The organism is Hydrogenoanaerobacterium sp., from assembly GCF_032017025.1.
Classification (GTDB): Bacteria; Bacillota; Clostridia; order Oscillospirales; family Ruminococcaceae; genus Hydrogenoanaerobacterium.
On the sequence record NZ_DALZQO010000009.1, the window covers coordinates 71749 to 84693 of the forward strand.

General features: G+C 48.0%; 11 protein-coding genes. 6 read left to right on the forward strand and 5 right to left on the reverse strand.

All coding sequences use genetic code 11. The features are described 5' to 3' along the window. Positions 1 to 149: 149 nt before the first annotated feature. Entirely contained in the window at positions 150 to 1211 is a 1062-nt protein-coding gene (locus tag RTV33_RS07410) for a M23 family metallopeptidase (RefSeq protein WP_312643030.1), read from the forward strand. 20 nt (positions 1212 to 1231) lie between these two features. Here RTV33_RS07410 and RTV33_RS07415 read toward each other — a convergent pair whose 3' ends face one another. The 4 genes from RTV33_RS07415 to RTV33_RS07430 all read right to left on the reverse strand — a co-directional run bounded on the left by RTV33_RS07415 (position 1232) and on the right by RTV33_RS07430 (position 4511). After that, on the reverse strand, positions 1232 to 1978 hold the full coding sequence (locus RTV33_RS07415; protein WP_312643032.1) for a YdcF family protein: 747 nt from the start codon (positions 1976 to 1978) through the stop codon (positions 1232 to 1234). A gap of 56 nt (positions 1979 to 2034) precedes the next feature. Beyond that, the gene (locus tag RTV33_RS07420; protein WP_312643034.1) at positions 2035 to 3390 is read right to left on the reverse strand and encodes a sodium:alanine symporter family protein; all 1356 of its coding nucleotides are present in this window, start codon (positions 3388 to 3390) and stop codon (positions 2035 to 2037) included. 304 nt (positions 3391 to 3694) lie between these two features. Further along, on the reverse strand, positions 3695 to 4066 hold the full coding sequence (locus RTV33_RS07425) for a VOC family protein (protein ID WP_312643036.1): 372 nt from the start codon (positions 4064 to 4066) through the stop codon (positions 3695 to 3697). 112 nt (positions 4067 to 4178) lie between these two features. Then, entirely contained in the window at positions 4179 to 4511 is a 333-nt protein-coding gene (locus RTV33_RS07430) for a hypothetical protein (protein WP_312643038.1), read from the reverse strand. Positions 4512 to 4728: 217 nt separating this feature from the next. Between RTV33_RS07430 and RTV33_RS07435 the strand changes: the two genes are divergently transcribed. Next, entirely contained in the window at positions 4729 to 7191 is a 2463-nt protein-coding gene (locus RTV33_RS07435; RefSeq protein WP_312643040.1) for a transglycosylase domain-containing protein, read from the forward strand. Between the two features lie 38 nt (positions 7192 to 7229). Here the strand turns inward: RTV33_RS07435 and ytvI are convergent, their stop codons facing one another. Beyond that, entirely contained in the window at positions 7230 to 8321 is a 1092-nt protein-coding gene (ytvI, locus tag RTV33_RS07440) for a sporulation integral membrane protein YtvI (protein ID WP_312643042.1), read from the reverse strand. A 440-nt stretch (positions 8322 to 8761) separates the two neighbouring features. Here ytvI and RTV33_RS07445 point away from each other — a divergent pair, with 440 nt between their 5' ends. The 4 genes from RTV33_RS07445 to RTV33_RS07460 all read left to right on the forward strand — a co-directional run bounded on the left by RTV33_RS07445 (position 8762) and on the right by RTV33_RS07460 (position 12783). After that, positions 8762 to 9202: an ACT domain-containing protein gene (locus RTV33_RS07445; protein ID WP_312643044.1), complete on the forward strand. Its 441-nt coding sequence runs from the start codon at positions 8762 to 8764 to the stop codon at positions 9200 to 9202. A gap of 66 nt (positions 9203 to 9268) precedes the next feature. Beyond that, the gene (locus RTV33_RS07450) at positions 9269 to 10513 is read left to right on the forward strand and encodes a homoserine dehydrogenase (protein ID WP_312643045.1); all 1245 of its coding nucleotides are present in this window, start codon (positions 9269 to 9271) and stop codon (positions 10511 to 10513) included. Positions 10514 to 10542: 29 nt separating this feature from the next. After that, positions 10543 to 11433, forward strand: a complete 891-nt coding sequence (thrB, locus tag RTV33_RS07455; protein ID WP_312643047.1) for a homoserine kinase — start codon at positions 10543 to 10545, stop codon at positions 11431 to 11433. 138 nt (positions 11434 to 11571) lie between these two features. Then, entirely contained in the window at positions 11572 to 12783 is a 1212-nt protein-coding gene (locus RTV33_RS07460) for an aspartate kinase (RefSeq protein ID WP_312643049.1), read from the forward strand. Positions 12784 to 12945 lie beyond the last annotated feature (162 nt).

The window sequence follows — 12945 nt, forward strand, 5'->3', positions numbered from 1 at the left end:
TCTATCATTATGCGATTGGTCTTATTATGCCTCAAAGCAAGACAAAGGCTATCTGTCTGCAGAGTAGCCGAGTAAAAAAAGAAGCTGCATGCATAGCACACGCCCCCTTTTTCATACACTGTTAAAAAATGTATTTGCAGGTGATGGGGTTGCGTCTGAAGACTTATGCGAGTGTTATTGTATTTCTGGTGGTGTGCATTACGGTTTCGGTGCTGTCGCTGGGGGTGAGAACTGTTGTAGGGTTCGCCGATGAGGCAAAGGAAGAGAAGCAAGATTTCATTAAATGGGCAGAGTTCAATGTACCCGCGTCTGCACTGGATAAAGCCTACAAAGTGGCCCTGCAGGCACATGAGGAGGGGCTTGGCCTCGATATGCCTCACATTCTAGGCTACCTCGCGGCAACCTACTGGGGCAACTGGAAAAGCTACAAAAGCGCCGATGTGGATAAGCTCTTGGAACGAGTTCGCGCGGGAGAGAGCCTTGACGAAATGGCTGCGAAGTATAAGGATTATAATTATTTCTGCAAAACCTACGACGCGGTGGTGGGCGGCATGGTGGGTGACTATGCAATTGAGCTGCCCGATGAAAACGGCAACATGCGTTGGGTAGAAAAATACGGGCTGAAGGCATACTTACCCGTGGCAGAAGGCTTTGGCTTTGGGCACAGCGACGACTTTGGAAATTCGCGCTCATTCGGCTACCGCAGGCGGCACCTAGGCAACGATTTGATGGGGACTGTTGGCACGCCGATTATTGCGGTGGAGTCGGGTACCGTGGAGGTGATGGGCTGGAACCGTTACGGCGGCTGGCGCATTGGTATCCGTAGCTTTAACAGTGAGCGCTATTATTATTACGCACATCTTCGTAAGGATAAGCCGTTTCAACCAGGGCTTAAGGAGGGAGATGTGGTGCAGGGTGGAGACGTCATCGGGTATCTCGGCATGACCGGCTACTCGGATAAGGAGAATGTCAACGGCATGAAAGTGCCGCACCTGCACTTTGGGCTGCAGCTTATTTTTGATGAATCGCAGAAGGACGGAAACGGTGAAATTTGGGTGGATGTGTACCAGCTGGTGAATTTCCTCGCCCGCAACCGCAGCACCGTGATGCGCGACAGCGAAACCGGTTATTACAACCGTAAATACAGTTATATCGATTACAATGCACAAAGCGAGGGGAATACGGATACAACAAAAAACGCATCGGGCTGACGAGCGCCGATGCGTTTTCCCTATGTCCCCAAGATAACTGCTTTTGCAAGCCCTGCCCATTCCCGTACATAGTACATTGGCAGCAGCCCCCACGGTGTTTTGGAGGAGATTGCCGAAGGTGAAAGACCGCTCCGCCGCGCGAAGATGGCGGCTCGCAGCTGATGAAAACCGTCGGTGCAGATGACAACGTCGGTATCAAGGTTGTTTTGTACAATCACCTCGGCACACAGGGCGAGGTTCTCGCCCGTATTAGTAGAGGCATTTTCCTCAAAGATGCGCTCCGGTGCAATGCCGCGGTCTATCAGATACTGCCTCATTACCGCGCTTTCGGTATAGGTTTGCCCCTCTCCCAGCCCGCCCGAGACCACTGCAACAGCATTGGGGTTGTGTTGCAGGTAATCGGCGGCAACCATCAGCCGCCGGCTCAGCATGAGGCTGGGTTGATCCTCGTGAATTTTAGCCCCCAGCACCAGCACAGTCTGAGGCGGGTCAGCTGCATTGGGCAAGGAAAAATAAGCGGCATGAAGCATCATTGTAAGTAGAGCTGCCACAGCCGTACCGCCAAGTGCAAAAAGCAGATGGATGGCTCTGCGCCATTTGGGCGGTATACTTCGATAGAACCGCGCATAGCAGCTTACCACAATCGAAACCAGCAGCATCATCGCTACAGAAAGGTTCCAGATGCCATAAATCATGGATGGAATCAGCGCAAAAAGCAATACAATCGCACTAAAGCCATAGCAAAAAACAGTTGCAGTTTTTTTCATAATGACCTCTCCGTTGTTAGAATAAGGCCATCATAGCATAAATTTGTGAACAGATTTTAGCGATGCTCCTTTTTAATATAATCGCGTGTCAGGGTAAAAACCACGCCGGAAAGCCCCAGAATACCGATTAGGTTGGGCACTGCCATCAGTCCGTTTAAGGTATCTGAAATGCTCCATACAGTCTCCAGCTGTGTGACTGCCCCCACGGGGATGAGCAAAATGAACAGGTAACGGTACACCCATGCTGCAAGCGGGCTGCCGCCTGTAAGGTGGCGCAAGCTTGCTTCGCCGTAATAGCACCAGCCCAGCATTGACGAAATTGCGAAGAACACCAGCGAAACTGATACAAATACGCCCCCAAGGCTGCCCAGCGAATGCGAGAACGCCGCGGAGGTCATAGCACCGCCCTCCAGTGGCAGTTCAAGCACACCCGTGGTGAGCAGCACCAGAGCGGTAAGCGTGCAGCACACCAAGGTATCGGCAAACACTTCAAACATACCCCACATGCCCTGCTGAACGGGGCTGTCGGTATCGGCGGCAGCATGTGCAATGGGTGCGCTACCAAGCCCGGCCTCGTTCGAGAACACCCCGCGCGCAAAGCCGTAATGCATGGCCCTGGCAATGCTGTAGCCGCCGCAGCCGCCCAGAGCAGAGCGCGTGTTAAATGCACCTTGTACAATTTGAGAGAGCGCGTCGGGCACCGCCATAATATTTTTACCGATTACGATGAGTGCAAACAGGATGTAAAGCACGGACATGAGCGGAATGGTAAGCTCGGTGATAGTTGCGATGCGGCGCAGCCCGCCGACTACAATCAGCCCTACGACAGCAGCTGCTGCAACGCCCGATACCCATACCGGAATTGAAAAGCTTGCCAGCATTGCGCCTGAAATTGCGTTTGCCTGCGTCATGTTGCCAATGCCAAAGCTTGCGGTAACGCACAGCAGTGAAAACACCCAAGCCAAAACAGGTGCGTGCAACCCTTTGCTTAAATACAGCATGGGGCCGCCGTAATGCGCCCCGTTTTTATCGGTACCCCGGAATTTTACAGCAAGCACAACCTCGGCGTATTTCGTCATCATACCGAACAGTGCGCTGACCCACATCCAAAAAATTGCCCCTGCCCCGCCCAGAGAGATTGCGGTTGCAACCCCTGTGATATTTCCCACACCCATGGTGCCAGCAAGTGCGGTGGAAACCGCCTGAAGCGGAGAGATTCCCTTACGGCTTTTGTCCCTTCTTCTACTGAAGATACCCCCAAGCGTCACGCGAAGCATGCACCGGAAATGAGTAAACTGGAAAAAACCCGTACAAAGCGAAAAGTATACGCCCGTACCAATCAGAAGAATAAGCATGGCGGGGCCCCATACCACACCGTTAATACGTTGGTTGATTCTCAATAAAAAATCCAAGCCGCCGCCTCCTCTATATTGATTCATCTCCTGCTTGGATTTGAAACCACTGTCCCAAATCCAAGGTACAAGGGGCTCTATGCTTTTACATAAAAACCCTTGCACTTGAACAAATCAAAAATACCGTCGATCTCTCGCTGCTGTTGTATTTTTAATTTGTTCAGCAGGCATTCTATAGCACTTTATAAAACTATATGAAAACGGTAAGTAAAAAAGACGGAGGTAAATTTTTCAGCCATATTGTTATTCTCAGCCGAAAAAGCAATAAAAAAAGAGGCGCCTCAGCGCCTCTTTTGTAAACATATCAATCTCTTTGGGGGACTACCTCCAGCCAATAGCCGTCGGGGTCGGAAATAAAGTAGATGCCCATAGCGGGGTTCTCAAAGCAGATGCAATCCATCTCTTTGTGTTTTGCATGTGCCGCTTCCATATCATTGGTGGTGAACGCGAGGTGAATTTCATTGTCTCCCAGGTTGTACGGGTCCTGACGGTCACGCAGCCATGTCAGCTCAAGCTGATAGTTCTCATTCTCATCTGTGAGATAAACCAGAATAAAACTACCGTCCTCCGCGTTTTTACGCCGTGCCTCATGCAACCCGAGCGCTTCTTTGTAAAAAGCAAGAGATTTCTCCAAATCTAAAACGTTCAGATTGTTGTGTGCAAAATGAAACTTCATAGGTGATGCTCCTTTCTGTATGCTACAGCAATTGCCAATGCTTACTTTTCCGGTTTACTACCAAAAAAGCTATAATGCTATTGTACAGAAAAGGCCGGTGTTTTTCAACCCGCTAGCTTGTATAATCTTCAATTAATGCCACCAGCTCGGAATAATCTTTTGCTGCAACGCCATTTTTAAGTTGCCCGCGGTCAAAATCGGGCAGACTTTGAATATACACATCGAATATCAGGTCTGGGTCGGTAGCACCACGGTGAAAAACAGCAAGCCTGCCGCGGTAATCTTTTAGTAAATATTCGTAGTCGGCAGAGTTTTCAATCGGCACTGCTTGGGCCTCCTGATTCATGGGGACGGGCTGATTGGGCGTCGACCACTTTACAAGGGCAAAGCTTAGTGCCACAGCGGCAACAAGAGATAGCATGGTGACAGGTAATCCTGTGCGCATCAAAGCGTCCCTACCTTTCTGATAAAACTTATTTTAACCCTATTCTGGGCGAAAAACAAAAAAGCTATGCAAACAACAAAAAATTTATCTTAATATCAATTTATTGCGAAATGTGCTGTATGAAAAAATTTTGACAGCCAATTCCTTTTAAAAAAATTAACATTTAAGTTTTGGAATATGGTATAATACTAGAGAATACAAGGGGGCGAAAAAACCTATGGGTTCTAATAACAATTTGCCGGAACGTCCGCGGCGTCCTGTGAATCCAAATGCACAGGGCAACAGAAATGCAGCGGGCAGCCAAAACAATACAAATCGTCCTCCCCGCAAAAAGCCGCAAAGTATGTCGGTAATGCAGGGAGTAAAAGGCACGCTTTCCATCATTGGAAAAACGTTTGTCACCATTTTTTTGATTATGGTAATCACAGGTTCTATTGTGGCATCGGTGATGACGGTGTACATTGTAAACTTTCTCGATGACCAGACCGAATTTGATCTGCGTAACCTGGAACTGAACTACACAACCACATTATATGCACAAAACGCCGAAACGGGTGAAGATTACCCGCTACAGGTGATAAAAGGCAACGAAAACCGAATTTGGGTAGATTTTGATAAAGTTCCAAAGGAGATGCAGCTTGCCGTAATGGCAGCCGAGGACAAACGCTTTCAGACACATCAAGGTGTTGACTGGAAGATGACCTTTAAGGCGTTTCTCAACATGGTTGTGGGCGGTGAAACAACGGGCGGTTCAACCATAACGCAGCAGCTGATCAAAAACATTTCGGGCGACAAGCAGGTGCGTATCGACCGTAAGCTTAAGGAAATCTTTCGTGCATTGGCACTTGAGAAAGAGTATTCCAAGGACGATATTATGGAAGCGTACCTGAATACGGCCACAACGGGCAACAACGTATATGGCGTACAGGCGGCTGCAAACCTGTTCTTTGATAAAGATGTAGGTGAATTGGATACTGCCGAATGTGCGGCTATTATTGCGATTACGCAAAACCCCAGCAAATATGAGCTGCTTGGCCATGAGGAAAACAACCGAGTCAGGCGTAAATATGTGCTCGACAATATGCTGGATATTGAGCTGACCATGCTCAAAGCAAGGCTTGACGGAAAGGCCAAAACCGAGTATGGCCCTGTAGTTGGCGGAAGAATTAGCCAAAGTGAGTATGCGGCCGAGAAAAAAGCGCTCGAAGCAAAATATGAGGCTGCCAAAAATCAAGAGCTTGTCATCAAATCCAGCACGGCGCAACAAACCCGTTCCGATATTTACACTTATTTCGTCGATTATGTAATTGAAGAAGTCATCAGCGATATGTGCACCCAGCTTGGCTATGAAAAACAGGCAGCGTGGGACCTAGTGTACAACGGCGGTCTCTCCATCTACACCACAGTTGATGAGAAAGTTCAGAATATTCTCGATGAAAGATTTATTACTAACGAAATCAACTACGACCCGCAGAAATCCATTTTTCAAAAAGTAACCGGCTATTACATCACCAATGGCGGAAAGGCATACGGCAACAGCCTTGGCGACAAGCAGCCGCAGTCTGCCATGGTAATTATGGATTATCAAGGCAACATCAAGGGTATTGCGGGCGGCAGGGGTGAAAAAACCGGTGACCGTACCTTTAACCTTGCCACCGACGGCGTACGCCAGACAGGTTCATCGATCAAGCCGATTTCGGTTTATGCCCCTGCACTCGACCTTGATCTAATACATTGGTCTTACCTAACCGACGACAGCCCGTTCGGCTATCTCGTCAATGGGCAGCTTGTTCGCGCTTCCGATGTGATAAAAACTGTGGAAGAAGAGGACGAGGATGGAAATATTGTTGAGAAAAAGGTGGTAGCGGGTACTCCGTGGCCTACTAACTATTACAACAGATACGACGGTATGCTCACAATCGACAGAGCGATTCAGAACTCGGTTAATACCATTGCCGTCAAAACGTTGGATATGCTCACCCCGCAGGTGTCGTTTGACTTCCTTAAAAATAACCTGAATATCAATACGCTCGACCCAAAGCACGACATCGACTATTCTCCGCTTGCTTTGGGCGGCATGAGCGGCGGTATTTCGGTACTGGATATGACAGCGGCGTTCCAGATATTCGGCAACGGAGGGCTCTATTATGAGCCGCATTCCTACACCAAGGTGGTGGATAACCAAGGCAACGTTCTTTTGGAAGCAGACGATGTGCCGAGGCGTGTTATTTCTGAAGACACCGCCGAAGTGATGAACAAACTACTGCAAAGCGTGGTAACCGGCGGTACAGGCTCTAATGCAAGGCTGAGTAATCTCCCCACCATGGGTAAAACCGGTACCTCCAGTATGGATAAGGACCAATGGTTTGTTGGCGGAACGCCATATTATGTCTCGGGCGTGTGGTTTGGCTACGACAAAGAAAACGCAGGCATTCCAAGATACAGCCCCTATCCGCCGCCACAAATTTGGCAGCGTGTTATGTCAGAAGTAAGCAAAGGTCAGGCGAACAAGGCGTTCCCAACCAGCGGCGGTGTAGTTCAAAAGGCATACTGCACCGAATCGGGCGATCTTGCAACGCCATCCTGCCCCAAAACTGCAAACGGTTGGTATAAAGAGAGCGCTCTTCCCGGCAACTGCACCCTCCACAGCGGTGCAATTGAGTCCGAAGAGATTCGCTAAGCGTAAAAAATCCCCTTTATCCGTTTGGATAGAGGGGATTATTTTTGTTTGGGTGGAATTTCCCACAGGTGGACCCTGCCGGTGTCGTTTAAAAATTTTAAGATTAAAACGAAGATTGGTGCTAAAAACATGCCTACCGCGCCAAACAGCTTAAGCCCGAAAAACATAGAGGTGATGATGACAAGTGGGGGGAGACCGATGTTATCCCCCACAATTTTAGGCTCAATGAGGTTGCGTACTACGGTGATGACCCCGTACAATGCCAGCAGACCAATGCCAAGAAATTTGTCACCCTGTGCAAAGGAAAGCACCGACCACGGGATAAGAATAAGCCCTGTGCCGATGGCAGGCAGCAGGTCTGCCACCGCAATGCCCACCGCCCAATAGATACTGCCCGGTACACGAAGCAGCCCCAGCCCCGCCCAAACCTCTGTAAATGTGATGAGCAGCAGCAGCAAATATGCTTTCGCGTATTTGAACACCGTTGTCACAAGAAAATCTTTGAGTGCGAAAAGCGTTTTACGGTGCTGTTTGGGTACCAATCGTGCCAAAAAGCTTACGACGTTGGTATAATCCATTGAGATAAAAAACGACGAAAGAATCGTAAATAAAAATGTAAGCATAAATGCGGGGATTGCCTTTACAATCGAGCCAATCGATTCGATAAGACGGTCGGAAACACCGCTGATGAAGTTGCCTAGCTGTTCGGTAATCATATCGGAAAGGTTTGCGAATTGTGCGCCCAACTCGGGAAAGAACGGTTCGAGCAGAGCAGAGATTTGTGCGCTTAGGCTTGTTACGCTGGGTGCAATAATGGTATTATAGGTTTGTGGCAGTGAAATAAACAGCCCGCGCAAACCGGTTATCAGCCGCAGCAGCACCAGCCAAAGCAGTGCAAACAGTACGGTATAGGCGCAAAGCAGTACCATTATCGCGCAGAAACGGCGCGTAGCACTGGACATTCGGTACACAGCGTTCACAACAGGCTTTAGTGCAAATGCAATGAGAAAGCCCAGCACCAGCGGCAGTAGCCACCAAATTAAGTACTTTAATACAAAAAAAGTGAGTGCCAGCACAACCATTGTATACAACGTATTCACCAAAAATTTAAGCTTGCCGTCCAGTGTCAAAAATCTCACCCCGCTTTCTATCGATGCCTGCAGAACAGATGTGTTTTGCCACCGAAAGTTCGCATAATACGGACTTTTGCAAATGCGATTTGAAAATTGTATTTGTTCAGTGAACATTATTATAATATTCCTATCGGTGCCGTAATTATGAAGCGATAGATACCCCAAAAACAGGCAAGTAAAATTTTATTTCTTACAGAGATGCACTTTAGTGTGAATCTAACCAAAATTTAGCCTAGAAGTAAACAAATAATAGACGATAGCTTTATAACATTTTGAAAACGGAAGAGAACAGAAGGAAATCCAATGTATCTTTCGAAAATGCCCCATTATGAGGATGAATCTGGGATTATAAGCCGAATTCAAAATTGTGCAATGCGGCATAGAATGTTATAGTGTATATCACAACGATACAAATGTGCTTGGGAGGTGTACAAACAATGGATAAGCCAAAGTTCCTTCTTGTGGATACGGATGTACTGCCGGAGGTTTTTTTGAAGGTTGTTTTTGCCAAAAAAATGATTGCGCAGGGTAAGGCGAAAAGCTCAAGCGAGGCGGCAAAGCTTGCAGGTATTTCGCGCAGTGCTTTTTACAAATACAAAGATTGTGTGCAACAGTACAACAGCAAAATGAGTGATAACATTGTTACGATCTATGCAACACTTGCCGATGAGCCGGGAGTACTCTCCTCGGTGATTTCGCAGCTATACACCTCAGGTGCGAATATATTAACGCTCAATCAGAACATTCCGGTGGACTCGGTTGCGCATGTATCAATTTCAGCAAAGATTAACTCGATTAACTGCACGGAGCAGGAGCTGGTTTTACAAATCAGAGCGCTTACCGGTGTAGTGGATGCAAAGCTGTTATCGGGCAGTTAACCAGAAAGCTTTTGCAAAAACGCAAGGGCACCTTTATTATTTTGTCTTAAATTGGAGGATAACGTAATGTTGAATATAGCAGTTATGGGGCACGGTGTGGTTGGCTCAGGTGTGCTCGAAGTTTTCTATAAAAACCGTGCAAGTATGGAGCGCAAGGCAAACAAAGAGATGGATATTAAGTATGTACTGGACCTGCGTGAATTTTCGGATTTACCTTATGCAGATAAATTTATCAAAGATTTTGAGCTGATTGTCAATGATCCTGAAATCAGCATTGTAGTTGAGGTTATGGGCGGGCTTGACCCCGCCTTTACGTACGTGAAGCGTTGCCTGGAGGCGGGTAAAAGTGTTGTCACCTCGAACAAAGAGCTGGTTGCGGCAAAGGGCGCAGAGCTGCTGAAGGTTGCAAACGAGCATGATGTCAACTTCTTTTTTGAAGCAAGCGTTGGCGGTGGCATTCCCATCATCCGTCCCCTGCATGCCTGCCTTGTTGCGAATGAAATCGACGAGATTGCCGGTATTTTAAACGGTACCACCAACTTTATTTTAACGAAGATGATTCGCGAGCAGATGTCCTTTACAGATGCCCTTGCATTGGCTCAGAAGCTTGGTTACGCAGAGCGCAACCCCGCCGCGGATGTGGAAGGGCACGATGCCTGTCGTAAAATCTGCATTTTGGCGTCCCTTGCCTTTGGCAAGCATGTGTACCCCGACGAGGTTTACACCGAGGGCATTACCGAGCTTACCCTTGAGGACGTGGAATACGCCAAAAACTGGGGCGGCGTCATCAAATTGATCGGCCGGGCAAAACGTCTGCCCGATGGCAAGGTAGCCGCTATGGTTAGCCCTGCGTTTGTAAGCAGCGACAGCCAGCTTTCGAGCGTGGATGATGTGTTTAACGCAGTGTTGGTACGTGGCGATGCAACGGGTGATGTGGTGTTTTATGGCAAGGGTGCGGGCAAGCTACCCACCGCATCGGCTGTAGTGGCAGACATTGTAGACGCGGCCAAGGCGGAGCACAGCAGCACCTCGCTGCGCTGGGAGGATAACCCCGCCCATAATACGGTCACCGATTACTTGGATGCCGAAGTGAGCATGTATGTACGCATCGGCTACGACAACTTTGACAAAGCAACCAAAGTGATCGGCGATTTGTTCGGTGAGATAAAGCCTATCTACCGCAGCGGTATAGACGATGAATTTGCGTTTATTTCGCCGGTTCTTACCGAGCGTGAGGTGAGCCAAAAGCTTGAGCAGGTTGCAGAGAAGGGCTTACAGGTGCTTGGCAAGGTAAGAGTGCTGGGCTATTAATCATTCCACAAAAAAGGGGCTATTGTTATATGATAAAGGTACAGATTCCCGCTACCAGTGCTAATATCGGTGCTGGCTTTGACAGTTTGGGGCTTGCGGTTTCGATGTACAACTATGTGAATTTAGAAGAGCACGATAGGGTCGAGATTGTTGCACAGGACGGAGTAAAAATACCCACCGATGAAAGCAACCTCGTTTACAAATGTGTAAAATATATCTACGACCTTTGCGATAAACCGCTTCAGGGTGTGCGCATTGAGCAGGTCAATAACATCCCTATGGCGCGTGGCCTTGGCAGTTCGTCTGCTTGTATTGTAGGTGGCTTGGTGGGTGCGAACGCTATGCTTGGCAACCCGTTGCGTACGAGCGACCTTGTCAACATTGCGGCGACAATGGAGGGGCACCCCGACAACTCCACCCCTGCGTTGCTTGGCGGTTTAGTTACCGCGGTGCTCGAAAACGGTAAGGTTTACTACGTAAAGCAAGAAATTGCGGAGGATTTGCGCTTTGTCACAATCATCCCCGACTTTGAGCTGAAAACTAAATTTGCACGTGAAGCGCTGCCCAAGGAAATTCCGCATAAAGACGGCGTGTTTAACCTTTCGCGTGCGGCACTGATGTCTGTTTCGCTGTATTCACGCAACTACCAAAACCTGCGCATTGCAGCAGATGACCGCCTGCATCAGCCTTACCGGCTTTCGCTCATCAACGGTGCGCATGACGTGCTCGAAATGAGCTATAAGCATGGCGCCTACGCTTCTTACATCAGCGGCGCGGGCAGCACGCTGATGTCCATCATCAGCTCGGGCAACTTTGAGTTTGAAGGCATTGTACGCGAATTTTTGGAACAGAACGGTTTTACCGGCTGGAAGGTAAATGTACTCTCCATCGATAACGTCGGGGCAAGAATCATTCCTTAATACTTAAGACAGGTCCCCCCCGAAACTGACGTTTTTAAGAAAAATATTGTCAATCATCGGCTTTGATTGTAATATAATAAAGTAAGCTAATTGCGATTCGTTTTTTCATATACGCGCAAAGATTTAGGAGGTAAGACAATGGCTCTGATTGTTCAGAAATTTGGCGGCACATCGGTTGCAAATGCCGAGCGTATCTTTAACGTGGCAAAGATTATCACCGATACCTATGCAGAGGGCAACGACGTAATCGCCGTAGTGTCTGCACAGGGTGATACCACCGACGACTTAATCGAAAAGGCTGCGGAAATCAATACCAATGCATCTCAGCGTGAAATGGACGTGCTGCTGTCTGCAGGCGAGCAGATTTCAATGTCACTGCTGGCAATGGCGATTGATAAAATGGGCTTTCCCGTAAAATCTCTCACCGGCTGGCAGGCAGGCTTTTTAACCGATTCCAGCCACACCCGAGCAAGAATTCGCCGCATTAACAAGGAGCGCCTCGAAAACGAGATTGGTAAGCGCAATATTGTAATTGTAGCGGGTTTCCAGGGCATCAACCGCTACGACGATATTACAACGTTCGGCCGCGGCGGCTCAGATACCAGCGCAGTGGCGATTGCAGCTGCACTGCATGCCGACAATTGCCAAATTTATACCGATGTGGACGGCGTTTACACTGCCGACCCGCGCATTGTACCGAATGCACAAAAGCTGGATGAAATTACTTATGACGAGATGCTGGAGCTTGCGTCGCTTGGCGCAAATGTTCTGCATAACCGTTCGGTGGAGATGGCTAAAAAATATTCAGTACCCATGGAGGTACTGTCCAGTCTGGAAAGAAAACCCGGCACACAGATTAAGGAGGTTATTAAATTGGAGAAAATGTTAATCAAAGGTGTGGCGCGTGATAATGACGTCGCTCGTATTTCCATCATTGGCGTACCCGATACACCGGGTGTTGCGTTTAAAATATTCTCTCAGCTGGCTGCGAAAAAGGTCAACGTCGATATTATTCTTCAGTCGATCGGCCGCGACGGTACCAAAGACATCAGCTTTACAACTTCTCGTTCGCATAAAGACCTCGCAATCGAAATTCTGGATGCGATTAAAGAAAATTTGAACGCACATGCTGTTGTATGCGATGATAATATCTCCAAAGTTTCTGTGGTTGGCGCAGGTATGCAAAGTAACCCCGGCGTTGCCTCCAAAATGTTTGAGGCACTCTCTGAGGCGGGTGTCAACATCCAGATGATCTCCACCAGTGAGATTAAAATTTCGGTGCTCATTGAGCTTAAGGATTCCGAAAAAGCGCTCAATGCAATTCATGACGCATTCATCAACGAGGACTAAATGTGCCATAAAATTCAGCTGATTATTATAATTTATGATACACCTTCCGCTGCAAACGGAGGGTGTATTTCTTATGTTTTCTTTTTGGTTTACTACGGTTCAGAGGCTCACTTTTTTACGCAATTTTTTGAAAAAAGCATATCTTCGGGAATTTTTCACATG